At 64.1% G+C, this 21,905-nt stretch carries 19 protein-coding genes; 11 read left to right on the top strand and 8 right to left on the bottom strand.

What is annotated here, in order from left to right:
- Nucleotides 1–245: 245 nt before the first annotated feature.
- The 3 genes from ACQ4W0_RS10120 to ACQ4W0_RS10110 all read left to right on the top strand — a co-directional run bounded on the left by ACQ4W0_RS10120 (nt 246) and on the right by ACQ4W0_RS10110 (nt 3,426).
- Complete coding sequence (locus tag ACQ4W0_RS10120; protein ID WP_436576604.1) at nt 246–587, top strand: collagen-like protein; 342 nt, start codon at nt 246–248, stop codon at nt 585–587.
- 143 nt (nt 588–730) lie between these two features.
- Entirely contained in the window at nt 731–3,103 is a 2,373-nt protein-coding gene (locus tag ACQ4W0_RS10115) for an acyl-CoA dehydrogenase (protein ID WP_436576603.1), read from the top strand.
- A 71-nt stretch (nt 3,104–3,174) separates the two neighbouring features.
- The gene (locus ACQ4W0_RS10110) at nt 3,175–3,426 is read left to right on the top strand and encodes a DUF1059 domain-containing protein (RefSeq protein WP_436576602.1); all 252 of its coding nucleotides are present in this window, start codon (nt 3,175–3,177) and stop codon (nt 3,424–3,426) included.
- A 29-nt stretch (nt 3,427–3,455) separates the two neighbouring features.
- On the opposite strand, the gene ACQ4W0_RS10105 is transcribed toward ACQ4W0_RS10110, so the two are convergent.
- The gene (locus ACQ4W0_RS10105; protein WP_436576601.1) at nt 3,456–4,664 is read right to left on the bottom strand and encodes a TCR/Tet family MFS transporter; all 1,209 of its coding nucleotides are present in this window, start codon (nt 4,662–4,664) and stop codon (nt 3,456–3,458) included.
- Between the two features lie 105 nt (nt 4,665–4,769).
- Here ACQ4W0_RS10105 and ACQ4W0_RS10100 point away from each other — a divergent pair, with 105 nt between their 5' ends.
- The 4 genes from ACQ4W0_RS10100 (at nt 4,770) to gdhA (ending at nt 8,957) form a co-directional block, all read left to right on the top strand.
- Entirely contained in the window at nt 4,770–5,408 is a 639-nt protein-coding gene (locus ACQ4W0_RS10100; protein WP_436576600.1) for a TetR/AcrR family transcriptional regulator, read from the top strand.
- A 102-nt stretch (nt 5,409–5,510) separates the two neighbouring features.
- The gene (trhP, locus tag ACQ4W0_RS10095; protein ID WP_436576599.1) at nt 5,511–6,872 is read left to right on the top strand and encodes a prephenate-dependent tRNA uridine(34) hydroxylase TrhP; all 1,362 of its coding nucleotides are present in this window, start codon (nt 5,511–5,513) and stop codon (nt 6,870–6,872) included.
- Nucleotides 6,873–6,893: 21 nt separating this feature from the next.
- Nucleotides 6,894–7,397, top strand: coding sequence for a DUF819 family protein (locus tag ACQ4W0_RS10090; RefSeq protein ID WP_436576598.1), 504 nt, complete (start codon nt 6,894–6,896; stop codon nt 7,395–7,397).
- 216 nt (nt 7,398–7,613) lie between these two features.
- Entirely contained in the window at nt 7,614–8,957 is a 1,344-nt protein-coding gene (gdhA, locus tag ACQ4W0_RS10085; RefSeq protein WP_436576597.1) for an NADP-specific glutamate dehydrogenase, read from the top strand.
- On the opposite strand, the gene ACQ4W0_RS10080 is transcribed toward gdhA, so the two are convergent.
- Nucleotides 8,954–9,511: a flavin reductase family protein gene (locus ACQ4W0_RS10080; protein ID WP_436576596.1), complete on the bottom strand. Its 558-nt coding sequence runs from the start codon at nt 9,509–9,511 to the stop codon at nt 8,954–8,956. The genes gdhA and ACQ4W0_RS10080 overlap by 4 nt on opposite strands.
- Before the next feature lie 178 nt (nt 9,512–9,689).
- Here ACQ4W0_RS10080 and ACQ4W0_RS10075 point away from each other — a divergent pair, with 178 nt between their 5' ends.
- Together ACQ4W0_RS10075 and ACQ4W0_RS10070 are read left to right on the top strand one after the other, a co-directional pair.
- Nucleotides 9,690–10,319 carry a head GIN domain-containing protein gene (locus tag ACQ4W0_RS10075; protein WP_436576595.1) on the top strand — a complete coding sequence of 210 codons (630 nt, stop codon included), beginning with the start codon at nt 9,690–9,692 and terminating at the stop codon, nt 10,317–10,319.
- 42 nt (nt 10,320–10,361) lie between these two features.
- Entirely contained in the window at nt 10,362–11,159 is a 798-nt protein-coding gene (locus ACQ4W0_RS10070) for an enoyl-CoA hydratase (protein WP_436576594.1), read from the top strand.
- Nucleotides 11,160–11,175: 16 nt separating this feature from the next.
- Here the strand turns inward: ACQ4W0_RS10070 and ACQ4W0_RS10065 are convergent, their stop codons facing one another.
- The 5 genes from ACQ4W0_RS10065 to ACQ4W0_RS10045 all read right to left on the bottom strand — a co-directional run bounded on the left by ACQ4W0_RS10065 (nt 11,176) and on the right by ACQ4W0_RS10045 (nt 17,332).
- Entirely contained in the window at nt 11,176–11,913 is a 738-nt protein-coding gene (locus ACQ4W0_RS10065; protein WP_436576593.1) for an AIM24 family protein, read from the bottom strand.
- A 3-nt stretch (nt 11,914–11,916) separates the two neighbouring features.
- Nucleotides 11,917–12,558 (bottom strand): AIM24 family protein, encoded by a 642-nt coding sequence (locus ACQ4W0_RS10060; protein WP_436576592.1) that lies wholly within the window; start codon nt 12,556–12,558, stop codon nt 11,917–11,919.
- A gap of 17 nt (nt 12,559–12,575) precedes the next feature.
- A complete protein-coding gene (locus ACQ4W0_RS10055) occupies nt 12,576–13,229 on the bottom strand; it encodes an AIM24 family protein (protein ID WP_101483725.1) in 654 nt (217 codons plus the stop codon).
- 121 nt (nt 13,230–13,350) lie between these two features.
- Nucleotides 13,351–16,515: a S8 family serine peptidase gene (locus ACQ4W0_RS10050; protein ID WP_436576591.1), complete on the bottom strand. Its 3,165-nt coding sequence runs from the start codon at nt 16,513–16,515 to the stop codon at nt 13,351–13,353.
- Between the two features lies 1 nt (nt 16,516).
- Nucleotides 16,517–17,332: an NF038120 family PEP-CTERM protein gene (locus ACQ4W0_RS10045; RefSeq protein WP_436576590.1), complete on the bottom strand. Its 816-nt coding sequence runs from the start codon at nt 17,330–17,332 to the stop codon at nt 16,517–16,519.
- 428 nt (nt 17,333–17,760) lie between these two features.
- On the opposite strand from ACQ4W0_RS10045, the gene ACQ4W0_RS10040 reads away from it, so the two are divergent.
- Both ACQ4W0_RS10040 and ACQ4W0_RS10035 read left to right on the top strand, forming a co-directional pair.
- Nucleotides 17,761–18,669 carry a histidine kinase gene (locus ACQ4W0_RS10040; protein WP_436576589.1) on the top strand — a complete coding sequence of 303 codons (909 nt, stop codon included), beginning with the start codon at nt 17,761–17,763 and terminating at the stop codon, nt 18,667–18,669.
- Nucleotides 18,666–19,322, top strand: coding sequence for a response regulator transcription factor (locus ACQ4W0_RS10035; RefSeq protein WP_436576588.1), 657 nt, complete (start codon nt 18,666–18,668; stop codon nt 19,320–19,322). Before ACQ4W0_RS10040 ends, ACQ4W0_RS10035 begins: the two co-directional genes overlap by 4 nt.
- Here the strand turns inward: ACQ4W0_RS10035 and ACQ4W0_RS10030 are convergent.
- Entirely contained in the window at nt 19,319–21,817 is a 2,499-nt protein-coding gene (locus ACQ4W0_RS10030) for a TonB-dependent receptor (protein WP_436576587.1), read from the bottom strand. The two genes, ACQ4W0_RS10035 and ACQ4W0_RS10030, sit on opposite strands and share 4 nt — an antisense overlap.
- Nucleotides 21,818–21,905: the final 88 nt, after the last annotated feature.

The raw sequence follows: 21,905 nt of genomic DNA, 5'->3' as shown, positions 1-21,905 counted from the left end.
CGGTGGGCTTTTTGTTCCTCAGCAAAAACCTTCCATTCCACCACTGTGTACGCAAACGTACGGACTGCGGCGGCCCAAGAGCACATGCTGCAGGCAGACCATATATCCTTCCCGCCGCCAGCGCCCTGCGCAACACGGCCGACGGGTCGCCTGGTCAGCTCTTACCGTCACACCGCCATGCGAAACTCGCGCCCGACGCCGTCGAGCCGTTCCGTACATAACGGCACACTGCCAAAGGATGCATCATGAAAATTACCCTAATATTGCTCGCGCTCGCCTCTACCCTCGCCCTGACTGCTTGCCAGCGCGAAGCGCCAGCCGTCGTGCAAGTCGTTCCCGGCCCTGCCGGCGCGCCTGGTCCAACAGGCGCAACGGGTGCCAAGGGCGCTGAAGCCCCTGCCGGCGCAACCGGTGCGACCGGCGCCGCGGGCCAGACCGGCGACAGCGGTGCCGCCGGATATGACGGCGCCAAGGGCGCCACTGGCGCACAAGGCAACGATGGTGTTCAAGGCAACGATGGTGCCAAGGGCGACGACGGCGCGAAGGGCAAGACGGGCGACACGGTGATTGTCGTTCCGCAACGCTAATACCGCCAGCGCCGTGAATCAAAGGGAACCTTGTTCCCGCACAACGCCAACCCATGCGGTTGGCGTTGTGCGTATGCGCTGTACCGCACAGTAACATCGGCCATATCGGCCTACCCTGTACTTATTACACAGGGAGATATCGCATGCTGACGATCATACTGCTGGTGGCCCTGCTGGGCCTGATTGTACTGTTCGCGCCCGGCCCCGTGCGCCGCGCCATGCTCGCTCCGGGCCTGCTGGCCCTGTTCAAGCGCATCTTGCCGACCATGTCCGAGACTGAGCGCGACGCCCTCGAGGCCGGCACCACCTGGTGGGACGCCGAGCTGTTTTCCGGTCGGCCCGACTGGCCAAAACTGCTGGCGTATGGCCGCGCCAAGCTCACTGCCGAGGAACGCCATTTCCTTGACCACGACGTCGAGCGCCTGTGCGAACTGCTCAACGACTGGGAAACGCAGCAGGCGCAGGATTTGCCGCGCCAGGCCTGGGACTACATGAAGGCGCAGGGTTTTCTCGGCATGATCATCCCGAAACAATACGGCGGCAAGCAGTTCTCCGCCTACATGCATTCGCAAGTGGTGATGAAATTGTCGAGCCGCTGCTCGGCGCTGGCGGTGACCGTGATGGTGCCCAATTCGCTGGGGCCGGCCGAATTGCTGTTGCACTACGGTACCGAAGAACAGAAAAACCATTACCTGCCGCGATTGGCCGCCGGCACCGAAATTCCCTGCTTTGCGCTGACCAGCCCGTATGCGGGTTCCGATGCGGCCGCCATTCCCGACCTGGGCGTGGTGTGCATGGGCATGCATGAGGGCCGCGCCACTGTGGGTTTCCGCCTCAGCTGGAACAAGCGCTACATCACCCTGGCGCCCGTGGCGACCTTGCTGGGCCTGGCATTTCAGACCAGCGACCCCGAACATTTGCTCTCCGACAACGATGCGCCCGGCATCACTTGCGCCCTGATCCCCGCCAGCCACGACGGCGTGGTGATCGGCCGCCGCCACCATCCCCTGAACGCCGCATTCCAGAACGGCCCGACCTCTGGTAACGATGTCTTCATCCCCATCGACTGGGTCATCGGCGGCCAGGCGCAAGTGGGCAAAGGCTGGCGCATGCTGATGGAATGCCTGGCGGCCGGGCGCGCCATTTCGCTGCCCTCGTCCAGCGTGGGCATGGGCAAGATGGCCGCGCGTGGCACCGGCGCGTATGCGGCCGTGCGGCGCCAGTTCAACATGGCTATCGGTAAATTTGAGGGGGTGCAGGAAGCGCTGGCCCGCATGGGCGCCAACCTGTACCTGATGGACGCGGCCCGCACTCTGGCTGCGCACGCCGTAGACCTGGGCGAAAAGCCGGCCGTCATTTCCGCCATCGTCAAATACCACGTCACGGAACGGGGACGCGCGCTCGTCAATGACGGCATGGATATCCTGGGCGGCAAGGGCATCTGCGTGGGGCCGAACAATTTCCTCGCCAGCGCCTACCAGCAAATCCCCATCGCCATCACGGTCGAAGGCGCCAACATCCTCACGCGCAGCCTGATCATCTTTGGCCAGGGCGCCATCCGCGCGCACCCGTATGTACTCAGGGAAATGGCCGCCGTCAGCGAAAGCGATGGCCGCAAAGCCGTGCGCGATTTTGATGCGGCCTTCTTTGGCCACGTGGGCTTTGTGCTGGGCAACCTGGCCAGAGGGCTGTGGTACGGACTGGGTGGCGCGCGCCTGGCGGCCGTGCCCGATGCCAGCGCGCCCGCACTGGCGCCCTACTACCGCGCCCTGACGCGCATGTCGACAGCCTTTGCCGTCATGACGGATATGTCGATGTTCGTGCTCGGTGGCGAACTCAAGCGCCGCGAACGGCTGTCTGCCCGGCTTGGCGACGTGCTGGCGCAGCTGTATCTGGCTTCGTCGGTGCTGAAGCGCTACGAGGACGATGGCCGGCCCGAAGCCGACCTGCCTTATGTGCACTGGTCGCTGCAAGACGCGCTGGTCAAGGCGCAGCAAGGCTTGACGGGCGTGCTCGACAACTTCCCCGCGCGCGTGCTGGCGGTGCTGCTGCGCATGCTGCTCTTGCCCTTCGGCCTGCCCCATCGTCCGCCGTCCGACGAACTCGGCAGTGAAGTGGCGCTGGCCATGCAAACGCCAGGCGCCGACCGCGAACGCCTGCTGGCCGACGCCTATGTCGCCAGCGACACCAATGACCCGCTGGCCTGCGCCGAGCGGGCGCTGGCCTTGCTGCCCGAGGTGCTGCACATCGAAAAACGCCTGAAAGACACGCCCGCAGGGGCGGCCCTCAGGCACCTGCCGCAAAGCCTGTCCGCCATGCAACAGTGGCTGGCTGCGGCCAAGCCGGCAGGCTCCGTCAGCTGCCAGGAGCACAATACCTTGCTGGAATATGCGCGCCTGGTCGACGGCTTGATACAGGTCGACGATTTTTCCGCCGGTGCGGCGCATCAGGCTCAGGGTGGCCGCGCCGTGCACCGTCTTGATGACGAAGCAGCTGGCGAGAGCCGCGCCGCCTAGGCCAGGCTGGTTTGCGGCCTATACTGAATTGAGCGGGTGCTGTGCCCGCTCTTTTCAGAAAGGAGTCGATCATGACGCGCAAATTCATCGATTGCCGGGAATTCCCAAGCGACACGCATTGCTCGGTGGCCATCTCGGCCGACAGCGAGGAAGAACTGTTGGGCATTGCTGTGGAACACGCGGTCTCGGTACACCATCACCACGACACGCCGGAGCTGCGCCAGCAACTGCGTCAATTGTTCAAGGACGGCATGCCGCCCGAACACCGGCCCATGACCGGGCAGGCTGGCAGCAGCGCCACCGGCGCCTCGCACACGCATTAAGTCCGTGCCGGTCACGCCGGATTGACAGTTCAGGACGCCAGCTTGCGGGCTGGCGTCCTGGTATTCAAGCCCAGCACGAGCGGCACCAGCGCCGCGTACACGACGATGGCGGAGAGCCAGATGGCGCCGGGCCAGTGCGCCCTGACGCCAAAATAAATGCTGGAAAACACCAGCGGGCACAACACGGACGCCAGGCTCACGGCCGAGGCCAGCACGCCCTGGAACTGGCCTTGCCGGTCGTCGGCAACCTGGCGCGTGGCCAGCGACTGCAGGGCCGGCGCGCCGAGGCCGCCCAAGGCGAACACGGGCATGATGGCGAAGATCATCCAGCTGCGGGTGGCGAAGGCCATGACGAGCAGCGCCAGGCAGGCGCAGGCGACGCCCGCCAGGATGGTGGCGCGCTCGCCCAGCAGTTTCACGGCAGGGCCGGGCAAGAAGGCCTGGGCCAACGCCTGGCACACGCCAAAGGCGCCCAGCGACAGACCGATCCACAGTCCATTCCACTCGAACGCATCGTGGCCCCACAGCGCCCAGCACACGCCACACACTTCGCCGGCCGCGCTGAAGGTAAAGAAGATGACGGTGATCGGCAGCAAGCTTTTCTCCGAGAAAACCCAACGCAAGGGGCGCAGGGGATTCAATGCCGCCAGGTCGATTTTCCCGCGCGTGGGCGGGCGTGATTCTGGCAACGTCAACAACGCCAGCAGCAGGTTGCAGGTATTTAATACGGCGGCCGCCATGAATGGCAGGCGCAGCCCGTAATCACCCAGCGCACCGCCCAGCACGGGGCCGATGATGAAGCCGGCGCCGAACATGGCATTCAACAGACCGAAGCGGCGCGCCCGCTGGTTTTCAAGAGAAATGTCGGTGATGTAGGCCGTGGCCACGGAGACGTTGGCACTGGTCAGCCCCGCGATGGCGCGGCCCAGCAGCAGCATCCACAGGCTGGGTGCAAAGGCCAGGAACAGGTAATTGACGGCCGCGCCCGCCAGCGACAGCAGCAGCACGGGACGCCGGCCCAGGCGGTCGCTCAGCGCTCCCAGCACCGGCGCGAAAATGAACTGCATCAGCGCGTACAGGGCCGTCATGATGCCGATATACGGCGCCACGTTGGCCGCATGCGTGACATCCTGCAGCAGCGCGGGCAGGATGGGGAAGATCAGGCCGATGCCGATGGCATCGAGGATGACAGTGGCGAAGATGACAGGCAACGCTGTCGCCGGAATGGATACTTTCATATACTCAATCTAAATATGTACTCAGTACATAAATAATACGCCACGCCTTGCTGCGCCATCAAGCGTTATCTGTACTCAGTACACCTGGTGTATGATCGTGGCAACATGACGATTCCTTCCGACCTCCGCTCCCGCAAACGCCTTGCCACCCGGCAAGCCATCTCGAATGCCGCCACGCGCCTGTTTTTCGTGCGCGGCTTCGAGCAGGTGACGGTGGACGAGATCGCGACGGCTGCCAGCGTGGGACGCATGACGGTGTTCAACCACTTCCCCCGCAAGGAAGACATGTTCTTCGACCGCGAGGAAGAGGGACGCGAGTTGCTGCGCGAAGCACTGCGCCAGCGCGATCCCGCCATCTCTCCCATCGAGACCCTGCGCCTGCTGGCGCACCGCCTGGTGGCCGAGGACAGTCCCTACATCACGTTTTCCGCCGCCGGCCAGGGTTTCATCGCCACCATCGAGGGCAGCAACACCTTGCAAGCGCGGGCACGGGCGATACGCGACGAACTGGCGCATGTGGTGGCGCAAGCGCTGACCGAGTGCACGGGGCGCGACACGCGCGATCCCCTGGCCCAACTGGCGGCCAGCCTGCTGCTGGCCACCTGGAGCACCGCGCTCATCGAGGCGCACCGCGCATTCCGCCAGCATGGCGACGCGCAGCAAGCCAAGGCCGGCTTTCTCGCCCTGCTGGACCAGGGGCATGCAGGCTTGAACGCCGCCATGGCGGATACGCCTTACGTCTGAGGCTGCCTGGCACCGGCGCTGGCACCACATCTCAATCCCTTGATCCAAGGCAAGGCGCTGACGCGCCTGTCCGCATAGAATTGCCGGCTTTGCCCCTCCTCCATGCGCCACGCTCCCGAATTACTCCTGCCTGCCGGCTCGCTGGCCAAGATGCATGCCGCCTTCGACTATGGCGCCGACGCCGTCTACGCGGGCCAGCCACGTTACAGCTTGCGCGTGCGCAATAACGATTTTTCGACCTTGCAAGCCTTGCAGGAAGGCATAGCTGGCGCGCATGCGCGCGGCAAGCAATTCTTTGTCGCCAGCAATATCTTCGCCCACAACGCCAAGCTGAAGACCTACTTGGGCGACATGGAGCCGGTGATCGCCATGCGTCCCGATGCCCTGATCATGGCCGACCCGGGCCTGATCATGATGGTGCGCGACAAGTGGCCGGACATCCCCGTGCACCTGTCCGTGCAGGCGAATGCCGTCAACTGGGCCGACGTGAAGTTCTGGCACCGCATGGGCCTGACGCGCGTAATTTTGTCGCGCGAACTGTCGCTCGACGAAATCGAGGAAATCCGCCAGCGCTGCCCGGAGATGGAACTGGAGGTGTTCGTCCACGGCGCCCTGTGCATCGCCTATTCTGGCCGCTGTTTGCTGTCCGGCTATTTCAATCACCGCGACCCGAACCAGGGCACCTGCACGAACTCCTGCCGCTGGGATTACAAGGTGAAAAATGCCACGGAAGACGCCAGCGGCGACCTGGGCGGCATGCAGGTGCTGCCGCTGGAATTCCACCAGGCGCTGGCCGAGGCCGACAACAATGCGTTTTCCGCCCTGCACCAGCAGCCGCGCCATCCGCTGGCCGACCAGCCCTATTTCCTTGAAGAAGCGCAGCGCCCGGGCCAGCTGATGCCGATCCTCGAAGACGAGCACGGCACCTACATCATGAATTCGAAGGACTTGCGCGCCGTCGAGCACATCGAGCGCCTGGTCAAGATCGGCGTCGATTCGCTGAAGGTCGAGGGCCGCACCAAGTCGCTGTACTACGCGGCGCGCACGGCGCAGGTCTACCGCCAGGCCATCGATGACGCCGTGGCGGGCCGTCCTTTCGATATCGGCCTCTTGGGCCAGTTGCAAGGCCTGGCCAACCGCGGCTACACGGACGGTTTTTACCAGCGCCACCACACGCAAACGCACCAGAACTACATGCGCGGCGCCTCGGAAGCGGACCGCAGCCAGTACGTGGGCGACGTGCTGGGCGTGACGGATGGCTGGGCCAGGGTCGAAGTAAAAAACCGCTTCTCCGTGGGCGACCGCATCGAGGCCCTGCATCCGGGCGGCAACCGCGATTTCACCATAGCACGCATGCTCAGCGATGACGGCAAGGAAATCCAGGTGGCGCCCGGCAGCGGCCACTTCGTGCGCATCGAACTCGACGGGGCGCTGGACAAGGCCTTGCTGGCGCGCTATTTGTAAGCAACAGTCCGGTACGCGGGCGTGGCCGGCTCGTGGATAGGCGGCGCCAACCAGGCGGCCATGAAGGAAGTGTTTGAAGTCGATGCCACGCTGTTCGGCCAGTTCGTCGCCGTCGACGTGCTGGTGGCCAACGTCTGGACGGCCGTGCTGCTGTTCCTGGCCGGCCGCACGGGCGCCTCGACCATCGGCTCGGCCATGCGGTACATGCTGGTGGCCACCATCGGCATGCACATGGACTTGAAGGCCCTGTTCGACCAGCCTTTCCTCTTTCTGCTGGGCCTGATCTGGATCGCCGCGTATGGCGGCCTGATGCTGCTCGTCGCCAAGCCGATCCGCGCCCCCCTGTTCTTCATGGCCGTGGGCTCGCAAGCGAACATCGGCGGCGCCGCCTCGGCCCCCATCATCGCCAGCGCCTTCCACCCGGCCCTGGCGCCCGTGGGCGTGCTGCTGGCCGTGCTCGGTTACGCACTGGGCACCTGCGACGCCTACATCACGGGATTGATCTTGCGCAGCATGGCGGGCTGATCCACCCTGCAATGACGACAACGCCAGCCTTCGGGCTGGCGTTGTCGTTTGTGAACCTGGCAAGGCGCTAAAACTTCTCGGAAATTGATTTCAGAAAGCATCTAAAAACTCACCACAATGTAGCAGAAACCCCTCAAAACCAAATTTCCGCACCATTTTCGTGCAAAATCTGCGATGATAATTGCCCAAATAACCGATTACCTCCATGGAATTCTGATGAAATACGCATCTGCTCACGAGTATGTCCAGCATGTCGCCGCACGCAATCCAGGTCAACCCGAGTTTCTGCAAGCCGTCACCGAAGTCATGGAGAGCTTGTGGCCGTTCCTGGAACAGCACCCGAAATACGCGGAACAAGGCTTGCTGGAACGCTTGATCGAGCCGGAGCGCGTAGTGATGTTCCGCGTGTCGTGGGTCGATGACCATGGGCAAGTGCAAGTCAATCGCGGCTATCGCATCCAGCACAGCATGGCCATCGGGCCGTACAAGGGCGGCATCCGCTTCCACCCTTCCGTCACGCTGTCCGTGCTGAAATTCCTCGCCTTTGAACAGACATTCAAGAATGCGTTGACGACCTTGCCGATGGGTGGCGGCAAGGGCGGCGCCGATTTCGATCCGAAGGGCAAGAGCCCGGGCGAAGTGATGCGCTTTTGCCAGGCCTTCGTCAGCGAACTGTTCCGTCATGTGGGCTCGGACACGGACGTGCCGGCCGGCGACATCGGCGTGGGTGGCCGGGAAGTGGGCTATATGGCCGGCATGATGAAAAAGCTCAGCAACCGCGCCGACTGCGTGTTCACGGGCAAGGGCGCCAGCTTTGGCGGCTCGCTGATGCGGCCGGAAGCGACGGGCTACGGCACCGTGTATTTTGCGCAGGAAATGCTGAAAACGCGGGGCCGCTCGTTCGAAGGCATGCGCGTGTCCGTTTCCGGTTCAGGCAACGTGGCGCAGTACGCGGTGGAAAAAGCCATGGCCATGGGCGCGAAAGTCATCACCGTCTCGGATTCGAGCGGCACCATCATCGATGAAGACGGTTTCACGCCGGAAAAACTGGCCATCCTGATGGAAATCAAGAACCATCTGTATGGCCGGGTCAGCGACTACGCCGAACGCACGGGCGTGCGCTTTGAGGCGGGCCTGTCACCATGGCATGTGCCGGTCGACATCGCCCTGCCCTGCGCCACGCAAAATGAATTGAACATCGACGACGCGCGCATCCTGATCGCCAATGGCGTGCAGTGCGTGGCCGAAGGCGCCAACATGCCCACCACCATCGAGGCGGCCAAGGCGTTCGAGGCGGCCGGCGTGCTGTATGCGCCGGGCAAGGCCAGCAATGCGGGCGGCGTGGCCACGTCGGGCCTGGAAATGAGCCAGAACGCGGCCCGAATTTCCTGGCCGCGCGAGGAAGTCGATGCGCGTTTGCTGCAGATCATGCAAGGCATCCATGCCGCATGCAAGCAGTACGGCACGCGCGCCGATGGCACCGTCAGCTATGTGGATGGCGCCAACATCGCCGGTTTTGTCAAAGTCGCCGATGCGATGCTGGCGCAAGGGGTAATTTAAAGCATTTCTGGTTTCATCAGGCTCTTGCGGCTGATGGTGCGGCCCGATACCATGAACTCGCCGTTACCACGGTAGTGCAGGGTTTCGGGCAGCTTGGGCGAGGTGGCCACGTGGGCCTTCACGCATTCGAAAATGAAGAAACCGCCCTTCGGATTGCCCGCCACCTGGGCCAGCTTGCATTCGAAGTTGGCGTAGCACTCGGCGATCAGGGGCGCGCCCACCTGCTCGGCCGGCTGCGGCGTCAAGCCGAAGGCGGCGAACTTGTCCGTGTCTTCGCCGCTGCAATTACCAATGGCGACCACCTGGTCGACCATGTCGGCCGTGGGCAGGTTGATCACGCACTCCATGCTGCGCTTGATCATTTCATAGCTGTGATTCGCATCGGAAATGAAGCAGCCCAGCAAGGATGGCGACAATTCCATCAGCATGTGCCAGGCCATGGTCATGACGTCGCTTTCGCCCTTCCACGTTGAACTGACCAGCACCACCGGCCCCGGTTCGAGGAAGCGCCGGATATCGGCGACGGGATAATCTTCTTTGTGGTAATTCTTCATCTGCTCTCCAAGACGCGGTACGCCATAGCATAGACCAACGGCGCCTGGCCGGGCGCGCGGCTGGCCGATGGCGGCAGCGTGTCATCCACGCCGCGATTTGTGCAATTCATCGCAAATTTCTCCCCGTTGGAGATGTTGCAACATAGAATACACGGATCAACTACCCAAGGAAACCGCCATGCGCCCTCTGTTCCTGTTGTCCGTCCTGTCCCTGGCTTGCCTCTCCACCCTCGCCCATGCCGACGAGCAAACCCGCACGGTCGGCGCCTTCAACGCCATCGACATCCGCGGCCCCATCAGCATCGAAGTCGAATCGGGCAAGGAGCAGACCCTGCTGCTGCGCGGCGACCAGAAATTCCTCAGCGGCGTCATCACGGAAGTGGTAGATGGCGAGCTGAAGATTTCCATGAAGGATAAAGATATCAAGAAAACAGAGGGCGACCCGCGCGTCATCATCACCATGCCCACCTTGCGCAAGCTGATCGCGGAAGGCGCGGGCGAGAAGATATTGACCAAGCTCAATGGTCCAAGAGTCGACATCAGCTACAAGGGCGCGGGCCGCCTGGCCGCCGATGGCCAGGTCGACTGGCTGCGCCTGAAGGCGCAAGGCGTGGGCGAAGTCGATACGAAAGCCTTGCTGGCGAAAAACGTCGACGTCAATTTCGACGGCATCGGTTCCGTCAAAGTGTATTCCTCGGGCGAACTGAACGCCGTGGTGCGCGGCATGGGCGAGCTGACCTATTACGGCAAGCCGAAGATCGTGCACAAGTCGATCGCCGGCATCGGCAGCGTCAATGCCGCCAAATAAGATTTCCTAGAACAACAAGGCCATCAGGCCACTGGAGACCGCATGACCGTATTACACGATACCGACGCACCGCTGGTACTGCGCGAGGATGAGGGTGGCCTGGTCACCCTGCGTTTGAACCGCCCCCTGCAATTCAATGCCCTGTCGGAAGCCATGCTGGCGGCGCTGCAGGAAGCGCTGGACACCATCGCGCAGCAGCCGCACGTGCGCTGCGTGGTGCTGGCCGCCGAAGGCAAGGCCTTTTGCGCGGGCCACGATTTGCGCCAGATGCAGGCCACGCGCCAGCTTGATTATTATCAAACCCTGTTCGCGCAATGTTCGCGCGTGATGCAAGCCATCCAGGCCTTGCCCGTGCCCGTGATTGCCCGCGTGCACGGCATCGCCACGGCGGCCGGCTGCCAGCTGGTGGCCAGCTGCGACCTGGCCGTGGCGGGCGCCTCCGCGCGCTTTGCCGTGTCCGGCATCAACGTGGGACTGTTCTGCGCCACGCCATCCGTGGCCCTGTCGCGCAATGTCTCGCCCAAGCGGGCCTTCGACATGCTGGTGACGGGGCGCTTCATCGACGCCGACACGGCCGCCGACTGGGGCCTGATCAACGAAACGGTGGCCGACACGGCGCTCGACGAGGCCGTGGCGCGCCTGGCGCAGCAGATCATGGCGAAAAGCCCGACAGCCATCCGCTACGGCAAGGCCATGTTCTACCGGCAGCGCCAGCTGCCGTTGGACGACGCGTATGCGTATGCGGGCGACGTGATGGCGCGCAACATGATGGAAGAGGATGCGGATGAAGGCGTGAGCGCCTTTTTAGAGAAACGGCCGCCCAGCTGGGCGCGGCCATAACTTAATTTAACGTAACTTAACGCTCTTGCTTCATCTGCTGCTGCACGGAAAGACTCAAGGTACCCAGGTCTTCCTTGCCCAGCAGCGGCAATTGCGCCAGCAGCTGCATCAGGGCGGAGCTGCCCGTCACGTCGAGTTCGGACGACTGCACCAGCACCGTGCCGGTGCCCGTGAAGTCGATCTGCTTTTCCTCGCCCGACAAACTGAAACCCGTCAGTGCGCCGGCGGCCGAAGCCCAGCCCTGCACGTGGGCATAATCGTAGTGGTAGGAAGGGCTGGGGCAATCGGCCCACCCCAGCACGGCCTGCTCGTCCACGCGGCAGGGCAATTCCAGGAAATGCACGGGGCCGTTCGACGAGGCGATCACTTTACCCGTGCCTATCATGGTCAGATAACCGGGCAAGGTCGATTCCTGGCAAATCACATCCTTGGTAAAACCCAGCAGGTTTTTCGCGCGGATGGTCATGTTGGCGTTGTCCAGGTCGTAGCATGCCAGGTCGTTGCCGTTATCACCCAAAATCAATTGGCCCTGGCCTTGCGCCACGACAAAGTGGTGCACGTATTTCGGTGCATTGAAGGCGTTGCGCACGATCAAGTCGAGCACGCTGCTGCCCATGGCTTCGAAACGCAGCTCGCCATAAAAGGCAATCATCTTGCCCTTGCGAATGAAAATCTGTTCCTTGACGTCGATGACATACGAAAAACGGTTCAGGTTATCGTTCTTCGGCAAGGTATCGGGGTTGTAAATCATCATGGCTTACCTTTCGCTCGCTTGAATGTAGACCGTGCCCTGGCCCATAAATTTCACCTGGTAGGATTCCCCGGACGCCTGGCCAACGAAGGTTTTCCAGTTCAGGTCCGTGACGATGCTTGAGCTCAGCTGTCCCGTGTGGCCGATATACGCTTGCGGGTCGACAAACACGGGCACGTCCGGCGTGACGGGCAAGCCGATGGCATTGCCATCCGACAAAATCGCCACTTCGCCCGTACCTTGCAAGGTGGTGGTAAACAAGCCCTGTCCGGTAGCCATGCCGCGCACCACGCCCTGCACGCCGCCTTGGTTGCCCATAAACATGGTACCGGCCGTCAGGCGCGCATCGAAGGCCAGCAGCGAATCGCTTTCCACATAGAACGTTTCGCCGCGCACGGGCACGATGCTGACGAACAGGCCGCCCTGCGCGTAAAACACGCTGCCCGTGCCGCGCGCCGACATCAGGGCATAGCCTTCGTTCGTGACGGCGCGCATGGCCAGGCTTTGCACGCCCTGGCCGGCCAGGAAGGAGCGGCTGAACGCCACGTCGCCCTGGTACGACACCATGGCGCCCTTGCGCGCGAATACTTCTTCATTGCCGAGTTTGACCTCAAGCATCTTTTCATTGATTTGCTGATAGACAGGCATCGCGGGTCCTCGCTAACTTAACGTTCGGCGGGCTGGATGAACACCACGCCCTGGCCTGTGAATTTGTGCTGGTACGATTCGCCCGAGCTCTGGCCGATCATGGTGCGCCAGTTGACGTCGAAGACGAATTCCTGGCGGATATCTCCCTTGAAACCGACGAAGGCGTCCGGGTCCACGCGCAGCGGGTGCGCCGGCGTCACTTCCAGCATGATCAGGTTGCCACGCGAAATGACGGCCAGGTTGCCATGGCCCTCGACGGTGGTGGAAAACAGGCCCTGGCCCGAGCTGGCGCCGCGCAAGCCGGCAAAGCTGGTGCCCGTCTTCAGGCTGGTGTCGTAGGCCAGCAGGCTGCTGCTTTCGATGGTCAGCTTTTCGCCGGCCAGCGCCATGACGGTGATCTCGGCCGCATTTTGCGCAAAAAACACGGTGCCCGTACCGGCGGCCTGCATCACCTGCATGCCTTCGTTCGTCACCTTGCGCTTGAGCGCGCCGAAGATGCCCTCGCCACCGAGCAGGGATTTTTCAAATTTGATGCTGCCCGTATAGGCGACCATGGCGCCGGCAATCGCCAGCACTTTTTCATCCTGCAGGCGCACTTCCAGCAGGCGGTCGGTATTGGTGCGGAAACTGGTCACGCGCGACTCCCCAAGAATGCCAGGGCACAAAGCCATGGCTATCCGACAAGATACCGGGGGCGTTACCGCCATGCAAGTGCTATTCCTCCCGAACGGGGGTGAGCGAATAAAAAAAGGCGTGCCCGGAGGCACGCCTTGCGCTAACACCTGAAACGCTTTAATCGGCCAGCACAGGTCTGGCACCGCGCGCGCTCTGCAACAGCGGCACGGGGTCATTGGTATTGACCTCGACCACCGTGACGCCCTGCAGCACGCCGGCCACCTGGTAGCCGACGGCGCCCAGATGGCGCTTGCCTTCGGCCAGGTTGGACCAGCTCAGCGAGACAGTCGCGGTACCGCCCGTGTAGGCGGTGCCCGGCATCAGCGCCTTGAAGCTGCCATTGTTCAAGCCCGGTGCCAGCACCCACGACGACAGCGTGTAGTCGGCCTGGCCGTTTTGCGGCGCAAAACCGATCACGCACACCTTGTAGGTGCCGGCGGCGGGCAGGCGCAGTTCCACTTGCTCATTGGAACCTTCATTGCCGCTGCTGCCGACCAGTACATTGGCGGCGTTGTAGACCTCCATGTCCATGTCGGTATTCGCGCCGCCCGTCGTTTCCGCGTCGAAAGTGGCAAAGCGCGCCGCCAGGGTGCCGGCCGGGATCACCACGTTGTGCACGTTCACGCCCGTGGCGCCACCGGCCTTGCAGGCAGCCGATGCGGCGGCGCCCGTCGACGCCTGGCCTATCGTGCGCGTCTCGCGCACGGCTTCGACCAGCCCCGACTTGACGCCCACCAGCGCACCCGTGAAGCCCGTGCCCAGGGTCAGCACCTTGCTGCCCGTGGCCGCTTCGCTGCTGACCAGAGGAATGGCGGCCAACGAGGTGCCGCGCGCCGTCAGCGGGCTGCGCACCGTGTGCGTGCCATCGGTCCAGCTCAGGGCGCCGTAAGTCCAGGTATTGGCCGGCGCCGTGGTGCGCGTCAGCTTGACCTGGAACTGGCCCTTGGCGCCCGGTGCCAGGTTCAGGCTGCTTGGCGTCACCGCCACCGTGTAGCCGGGCAGGCTGGCCGAGACGTTGTAGACGGCGCTGCTGCTGCCCACGTTGGTCACCGTGCGCGTCAGCGTTTGCGTGCCCAACACGTTGGCCGCCGTCAGCGACGCCAGGTTCAGGTTGTAGGCGGCGATGCTGCCGATGGCCTGGCAGGTGGCGGCGCTGTAGACCTTCAGGTTCAGGCCGCACAGGAAGCGCGCGTAGTCGATTTCCGACATGTCGTACACGAGACCCGGATCGGCCGCGCTGTTCGGCGCGATGTGGCCGGCGCCTTGGCCCCACGGCAGCTGGCCCGAGTTCTTCGCCGTGGCATCCCACGACACGGAACCGTTCAAGCCATCCGAATAGGTGCTGAAGGCCGTCGTCATCAGCGCCGACTTGATGGCCGCGGGCGACCAGTCCGGATGCTGCTGCTTGAGCAGCGCCGCCACGCCCGCCACGTGCGGGCTGGCCATCGAGGTGCCGGAATAGAAATCCCATTCGGCCAATGGCGCCACGCCACCGGCCGCCACGGCATCGCGTTGCGCCTGCGTCAGGTCGGCCGTCACGCCGGCCAGCACGTTGGTGCCGGGCGCCGACAGGTCGGGTTTCAGGATGTTCGCGTTGGCCACGTTCGGCCCGCGCGAGGAACGGTCGCTGACGATCGGCGCCTGCACCGTGGTGTCGGGGATCGTATGCACCTCGCCCAGCGCCGCCGTGCCGTCAGGCGTCGCCGCCATGAAAGCCTTCAGCGCGTCACCCTGCGCCTGCGCCAGGTGCACGGTCGACAGCAGATGCGCCTGGTTGATGATGGTGTTGGCGCCGCCGGCCACGTTGGCGATGATCACGCCCGCCGCGCCCGCCGTCTTGGCGTTCGCGCTCTTGTTGACCAGCACGTTGCCGCCGCGGTCGCACACCAGCACCTTGCCCGCCACTTTCGCCGGGTCCAGGTAGGCCGAGGTGGCATCGGCCACGCCGAAGCAGCGCAGCAGGTTGACATCCGTTGGCAACACGCCGGCCAGGCCCGCGTCGCGCGACTGGATCAGCGGCAGCGCGGGCGTCTTCGCATTGCTCGATGCGCCTTCCAGCTTGCTGCCGTTGCTGAGTATCACATTGCCCGCGTACAGGCGGTTGTGGGTGGAATTGGCCACCGTCGCCAGCCAGGGGCTGATGTGCGACACGGGCGCTGGCACGTCGGGCGCGGGCGTGGCCGGGCCGGAATTGCCGCCCGACGTGGCGACAAAAACGCCTGCCGCCGCCGCGCCGAGGAAGGCCACTTCCGTCGGTTCGTCGAAAGCGCCGCCGCCCGCGTTCGGGCCGATGGAAAAGTTGATGACATTCACGCCGTCCTTGACCGCCTGGTCGATGGCGGCCACGCTGTCGGCCGTGGCGCAGCCGTTGCGTCCCGTCGATGCGGCTGTCCAGCAGACTTTATAGGCGGCGATGCGGGCGCGCGGCGCCATGCCCGATGCCTTGCCCAGCGACACGCCGCCCGAGGTGGCGATGGCGCCATTGTTGCCGCCTGCAGTAGACGCCGTGTGCGTGCCATGGCCGCCGTGCCCCGTCAGGCCGGCGACGGAATCGCGCGGCGATAAAAATTCCGTCCAGTGCAGCGCCGACGTGGCGGCGCGGTAGTAGCGCGCGCCGATCAGCTTATTGTTGCAATTGTCGGCGGAAAATCCCTCGCCTGTCTGGCACGTACCCTGCCAGCTGGCCGGTGGCGCGCCGTACACGACGTTGTTGCCGCTGTGGCTGGGCACGCCGTTCTCGTCGAGGCGATCGGCAAAGGCCGTGTTCTCTGGCCAGATGCCGCTGTCGACGATGCCGATGACGATGTCTTCGCCCGCGTGCGCCTTGCCGCCCAGCTGTTCCCAGATGCCGCCCGCTTTGTCCAGACCCAGGAAGCTGGGCGTGTAGCTGGTGTCGAGCTGCAGGATGGAGTCGGCGCTGATGCTGGCCACGCCGCTGTTTTTCTTCAGGGCCCGCACTTCATCGTCCGTCAGCAAGGCGGAAAAGCCGTTGAAGACGACGCTGTACTGGTGCGTGATTTCAGCCGCGCTGACGGTGCCGGCCACGGCGGCCTGTTTGGTGTCGAGGTAGCTCAGGTAAGCCTGCACATCGGCGGCGCCCACGTTGATGCGCGCGCCCGGGGCCGGCTTGGTGGCGGCCAGGCCGTCGACCTGGCCCGTGTAGGTAGCGGCCGGCTTGTCGACCAGTTGCACGATGTAGGAGCGGCGTTCCTGCGCCTGCGCCGCTTGCGCCAGGCTGGCGGCCAGCAGGAGGATAGCGAGTGAAACGGGACGTAATTTCATCTCACGCTCCTTGCACGGTGGAAGCTGCGAACTTGCCGGTGCGGCGGCGCGACAGCATGCCGATGGCGCCCAGGCCGGCCAGCATCAGCATGTAGGTCGACGGCTCCGGCACGGCGCTGACGTTGATATTGTCGAGCGCGAACTGGCCCTGGTTAAAGGCGGGGAAATCGAGGGAATTGCTGCACGCACCCGTATCGTTGAAGATGCACGCATTGAAGGTCAGGCCCGTGAAGGCGTAGTTGCTGAATCCGCTCAGCAGGGAAGCGCTCTGGAAATGGTAATTGCCGTCGCTGCCCTGGCCGGGAAACGCCAGCGAGGTGCTGATCACCTGGCCGTCGCCGAGGGTGCCGCTCAGCTGCAGCTGGCCCCACTGCATGTTGGGCAAGCCGGAAACGGGCGCGATGAAGGAATAGTCGAAACCGGCCAGGGTGAATGCCTGGTGGTCGGCACGCGAGAAATTCACGCCGCCATCGTTGAGGATAGCCAGGTAATTGCCGGTGGCGCCCTGCGGGCAGGCGGCGATATCGCACGACGAGCCCAAGCGGCCATCGAGGATGGCGCCCACACCGCTGACGCCGCCGCCGGCCGCCGTGGTCGGATCGGCCAGGAACAGCAGGTTGTAGCTCGACGTATTGAGCGTCTGGCCGCTTTCATAGATATCGGGACGCAAGGTGTCGAAGCTCAGTACGCCAGCCATGGCCGGCGCCGAGGCCAGCACGGACACGGTGGCCAATGCGGCAAGAACGGTGGAACGACCGCTGGTAGCGGACGGATTGGCGGTGGCGGGCGATACCCGCGCAGGTGATAAACGATTCATTCTATTCCCTTGATTGTTGTGGATAGATAGGTCGGCAGGTCTGGCGCCCGCTTTCAGCTTTTTCACAAAAGTGTCAACAAATATAGCAAATTGCATAAAATAAATATCATATTTTTAATATCGTTTATTTATTTTTTATCTAACTCTGCGAAACTTTGTTTTGTTTTATCTATGAAAGATTGAGGAATCTCAACGTTACATTTGAACAACAAGCCATGGTGGTCCAGGCGTGCGCGCCAGCGTGCCGGCGCGACTTCAGATAAGCTCGGAATCCGCGTTTTCTGCACCGTCACATCGCGGTACACCTGTTCCATCCTGGAACACTGCCTGGTCTGCCGGCGCGCCGCCAGACGCGCCCTTTGCGCCCCTGTGCCGATGGCATGAAGCTTGCACAACAAGGGGATCGACCGTGCTCAGGGAGCAGCATCATGGAACACTACCAACTGGCCGGCAGCGGCCGCTCAGGCACGCGGCCGGCCTGGCGCAGCATCGTGTGCTGCGCGCTGGCGCTGGCTTTTTTCCTGCTGGCCAGCAGGCTGGACCTGGCCGAACGGCTGACGCATGCCCTCTGGCGCCAGGAGCACTGGCAACTCGATGAATTGGCCCTGAGCCTGCTGCTGCTGGTGCTGGCGCTGGCCGGCTTTGCCGTGCGGCGCGGACGCCAGGTGGCCCTGTTGCTGGCGCAAAACCGCGCCCTCACGCAGCGCCTGCTGCACGCACAGGAAGAGGAACGCTGCGCGCTGGCGCGCGAGCTGCACGACGAAGTGGGACAAGACTGCACGGCCATCCGCGCCGCCGCCAGCTACATCCTGCGCGCAAGTGCCGGCGACCAGGCAAATGTGCAAGCGTGCGCCGCCAGCATCGCCCGCTCGGCGGAAGCGCTGCATGCGATGGTGCGCAGCATGCTGCGCCGGCTGCGCCCGCCCGTGCTCGACAGCCTGGGCCTGGAAGCGGCCCTGCAGGCGCTGTGCGACAGCTGGGCCCAGCAGCACGGCATCGCATGCCGTTTCGCCCCGCAGGCCATCCCTGCCGGCCTCGACGACAGCACCGCCACGGCCATCTACCGCCTGGTGCAGGAGGGCTTGACGAATGTGGCACGCCACGCGGGCGCCGACCATGCAACGGTGGAATTGCGCGCCGATGCGCACGGCTTGCTGCACCTGGCCATCGAAGACAATGGCCAGGGTTTGCGCCAGGACAGGCAGCAGGATCCCGGTTTCGGCATGCTGGGCATGCGTGAAAGAGTGGCCGGTCTGCGCGGCCACATCCGCTGGATCAGCGCGCTGGGCAAGGGCTTGCGCATCGAAGTGGCCCTGATGGCACGGTGCGCGGCATGAACGCCATGCTGCCGATCCGTGTGATGCTAGTGGACGATCACCCCGTGGTGCGCACGGGCTACCGGCGCCTGCTGGAACAGGGCGGCGACATCGCCGTCGTGGCCGAGGCAGGCAATGGCGAAACGGCGTATGGCTTGTACCTGGAGCACGCGCCCGACGTTTGCGTGACAGATTTGTCCATGCCCGGCATCGGCGGCCTGGAATTGCTGCGCAAGCTGCTTGCCCGCGACGCCGCTGCGCGCGTGCTGGTCTTCAGCATGCACGACACGCCGCAGCTGATCGCGCGCGCGCTCGATGGCGGCGCCTGCGGCTTTGTCAGCAAGCAAGCCGACCCGGAACACCTGGTCGATGCCGTGCGCGCGGCCCACGCGGGCCGGCGCTACCTGGACCCCCACAGCGCACCCGGCGTGCTGCAGGGCACGGCCCGCATGGAAGCCCAGCGTTTGAGCAGCCTGAGCCAGCGCGAATTCGAAATCTTCCGCCTGCTGGCCGAAGGCCACAGCGCCGCCGACTGCGCCCGCCTGCTACACGTGAGCAGCAAGACGGTGGCCAATCACCAGACCTGCATCAGGGAAAAGCTCGACGTGCCCGGCCCCGCCGCTTTGGTCCATCTTGCGCTGCGCAATGGCGTCATCGAACACGTTCAGCCTTAAAACGCGTAGCGCATACCCACATTCACGCTGCGCGGTGCGCCGGCCGCATAAAACGTCGCGTTGACCATCGGATACGCACCGTTCACGGCCGGCAGCGGGCGGGCGGCAAAGTTGCCGTTGGCATCGAAACCCGTGGCACCCAGCTGGGCCGCCGTCGCGTACTGGCGGTCGAACAGGTTATTCACCTGGGCAAACACGCTGAGCCGTGGCGTCAGCTGGTATTTGCCGTTCAGTTCGACCACCGCATAACCGCCGCTCTTGCCCGCCCCCAGGTACGATGGCCCGCCCGCCTGGTGCTGGTTGTTTTCATTGCCGCGCGCATAGGCGCTCGACACGGCTGTCATGGCCAGGCCCACCGTCCAGTCGCGTCCGCCCTGGACATCCACATGCGCCTTGAAAATGTGGCTGGGTGTCAGGGGAATCCGGTTGCCCGGCGTGATGACGATATTGCCTTCCAGGCCGGGCGCGTCCGCGTCGCTGCTGCTGTTGGCGCTGCCGTTGACCACTTCCCGGCTTTGATACGTCGCCTGCAGCCATGTGTAGTTGACGCCGAAGTCCAGCGCGCCCGCCTTGCCATCGGCCGCCAGTTCCACGCCCTGGTGGCGCGTCTTGCCGAAATTTTTAAAATAGCCGAAACCAGCCTGGTTGTCGGCCACGAACAGGATATCGTCGTGGTTTTCCGCGCGGAACACGCCCGCGCTCCAGCGGGCCACATTGGCGAGCTTGCCGCGCACGCCCGCTTCCCACGTCTTCGTCACCACCTGTTTCAAGGGCGGGTCGCCGGCCATGGCGTTGGGCAGGCGGCACGGGTTTTCCGGGTCGGCGCAACCAAGTTCGATGGCCGTCGGCGTGCGGCTGCCTTCGTTATATCCCAGGTAGGCGCCGATGCCGGCCGCTGGCGCATAGGCCAGGCCGATGGCGGGATTGAAGCGGCTGAAACGGTGGTCGCCATCCAGCGAGCCGCTGCCGCCGCCGGGCGTGATGGCGTCGCGGTTGCGCACCGTGCTGCGGTTGTAGCGGCCGGAAACGGTCAAGGTCAATGCTTGATTCAGCGCAATGCTGTCGCTCGCATACACGCTCCAGGTGCGCATGCGGCCGCTCAAGTCGACCCGGTTATCCACGGGCGTGCCATCGTCATCGATTTCTGTGCCGTCGGCAAAGAAATTCACGGGCGTGATGCTGCGGTCCGGGTTCAGGTAGCCGAACTGGCTGGTCTGGCGGAACGTGGCGTGGCTCGTGTCATAAGCGGCGCCGGCCGTGACGGCATGGCGCGCTCCCGCCAGGTCGGCCAGCACGGTGAACTGGCCGGAAAAACCATAGTTTTCCTGCTCGGTATGGCTGCGGTTGATCATGCCATTGCATTTTTCGGCCGGCTCATCGTTCAACAAGACATTGCCGATGCAGCGCCACTTGGGAAACGGCGTATTGCTTGCATTTGCCCCACTGGCGGGAAAGCCCGTGTAGCCGGCCGCCGCCAGCGCCGCCCGCTCGGCCGCGCCGGGCTGGTAGACGGACTGGTCGAGCGACTCGTCGTTCAGGTCGCCGTTAAACGTGTGCGTGTCGATCTTGCGGTAGTACACATTGCCAGATAACAACAAGGCCTCGCTGGCCTGGTGCTTGCCCGTCAGGTTCAGCAGGGTCGACTTGTTCTGCGTCAGATCCGGCTTGGTGTAGACGCTGCGGTAGTCGCGCGCCAGCAGGCGTTGCTCCTGCAAGCCGTTGCCCGTCAGCGCATTGTCCGCGTGGGCCACGGTAGCGGCAATGTCCGTGCGCGCATCGCTCCAGCCCAGCTTGCCAAACACCTGGCGCACGTCGGACGGTGTATCGTCGCGCCAGCCCTCTTCCTTGAAGCGGTTGCCCGTCACATACCAGTGCCAGCCCTGCGCATTGCTGCCGCCATGCTCGAATTCGACGGCGCGCCGCTGGTGCGAGCCCAAACGCGCCTCGATGGCCGTACCCGGGCTGCTGCGGCCATCCTTGGTTTGCAGGGCCAGCGCGCCGCCCAGGGTGTTGAGGCCGAACAGGGGATTCGCGCCCGGCATCAGGGTCAGCGAGGCTATGGCCATGCGCGGGATCAAGTCCCAGCTGACGACATCGCCAAACGGCTGGTTCAGCCGCATGCCGTCCAGATACACGGACAGGCCTTGCGGCGTGCCCAGCAGGGGCGAAGCCGTGTAGCCGCGGTAGCTGACGTCGGGCTGGAAGGGGTTGTTCTGCACTTCGTTCACATAGACGCTGCCCAGGTTGCGGCGCAAGAAGGCGGAAATGTCGAGCGCGCCGCTGCGCGCGATCTGCTGCGCGCTGGCCGTCTGCACGGGCGCGGCCAGCGCATCGCGCGGCTGCTCCACGGTGGGCAGCGGCATGCTGCCCGTGATGATGACGGTGGGCAAGTCGCCCGCTGCGGCCAAGTTCGCGGCCAGGCTGGCGACAGCCGGCTCGGCGGCCTGCGCCTGGCACAGCGCCATGGCGGCGGCGGCGAATAAAGTCAGTTTCATGCGTATCCCCGTTTTATAGTGGTTTTTATTGCGTCCAGTATCGGACAGCCACCAGGGATGAGCTAGGGAAAAACTCCCGCCGTGCAGG

Origin of the sequence: Janthinobacterium breve, from assembly GCF_051380895.1 — a bacterium.
Taxonomy (GTDB): Bacteria; Pseudomonadota; Gammaproteobacteria; order Burkholderiales; family Burkholderiaceae_D; genus Janthinobacterium.
Note: the sequence above shows the minus strand (reverse complement) of the source record. Positions and strands in the feature narration are given on the sequence as shown.

What these genes read in the sequence shown, in the direction of transcription:
- ACQ4W0_RS10120 (WP_436576604.1), top strand. Translation starts at nt 246, where the DNA reads ATGAAAATTACCCTAATATTGCTCGCGCTCGCCTCTACCCTCGCCCTG.
- ACQ4W0_RS10115 (WP_436576603.1), top strand. Translation starts at nt 731, where the DNA reads ATGCTGACGATCATACTGCTGGTGGCCCTGCTGGGCCTGATTGTACTG.
- ACQ4W0_RS10110 (WP_436576602.1), top strand. Translation starts at nt 3,175, where the DNA reads ATGACGCGCAAATTCATCGATTGCCGGGAATTCCCAAGCGACACGCAT.
- ACQ4W0_RS10105 (WP_436576601.1), bottom strand. Translation starts at nt 4,664, where the DNA reads ATGAAAGTATCCATTCCGGCGACAGCGTTGCCTGTCATCTTCGCCACT.
- ACQ4W0_RS10100 (WP_436576600.1), top strand. Translation starts at nt 4,770, where the DNA reads ATGACGATTCCTTCCGACCTCCGCTCCCGCAAACGCCTTGCCACCCGG.
- trhP (WP_436576599.1), top strand. Translation starts at nt 5,511, where the DNA reads ATGCGCCACGCTCCCGAATTACTCCTGCCTGCCGGCTCGCTGGCCAAG.
- gdhA (WP_436576597.1), top strand. Translation starts at nt 7,614, where the DNA reads ATGAAATACGCATCTGCTCACGAGTATGTCCAGCATGTCGCCGCACGC.
- ACQ4W0_RS10080 (WP_436576596.1), bottom strand. Translation starts at nt 9,511, where the DNA reads ATGAAGAATTACCACAAAGAAGATTATCCCGTCGCCGATATCCGGCGC.
- ACQ4W0_RS10075 (WP_436576595.1), top strand. Translation starts at nt 9,690, where the DNA reads ATGCGCCCTCTGTTCCTGTTGTCCGTCCTGTCCCTGGCTTGCCTCTCC.
- ACQ4W0_RS10070 (WP_436576594.1), top strand. Translation starts at nt 10,362, where the DNA reads ATGACCGTATTACACGATACCGACGCACCGCTGGTACTGCGCGAGGAT.
- ACQ4W0_RS10065 (WP_436576593.1), bottom strand. Translation starts at nt 11,913, where the DNA reads ATGATGATTTACAACCCCGATACCTTGCCGAAGAACGATAACCTGAAC.
- ACQ4W0_RS10060 (WP_436576592.1), bottom strand. Translation starts at nt 12,558, where the DNA reads ATGCCTGTCTATCAGCAAATCAATGAAAAGATGCTTGAGGTCAAACTC.
- ACQ4W0_RS10055 (WP_101483725.1), bottom strand. Translation starts at nt 13,229, where the DNA reads ATGGCTTTGTGCCCTGGCATTCTTGGGGAGTCGCGCGTGACCAGTTTC.
- ACQ4W0_RS10050 (WP_436576591.1), bottom strand. Translation starts at nt 16,515, where the DNA reads ATGAAATTACGTCCCGTTTCACTCGCTATCCTCCTGCTGGCCGCCAGC.
- ACQ4W0_RS10045 (WP_436576590.1), bottom strand. Translation starts at nt 17,332, where the DNA reads ATGAATCGTTTATCACCTGCGCGGGTATCGCCCGCCACCGCCAATCCG.
- ACQ4W0_RS10040 (WP_436576589.1), top strand. Translation starts at nt 17,761, where the DNA reads ATGGAACACTACCAACTGGCCGGCAGCGGCCGCTCAGGCACGCGGCCG.
- ACQ4W0_RS10035 (WP_436576588.1), top strand. Translation starts at nt 18,666, where the DNA reads ATGAACGCCATGCTGCCGATCCGTGTGATGCTAGTGGACGATCACCCC.
- ACQ4W0_RS10030 (WP_436576587.1), bottom strand. Translation starts at nt 21,817, where the DNA reads ATGAAACTGACTTTATTCGCCGCCGCCGCCATGGCGCTGTGCCAGGCG.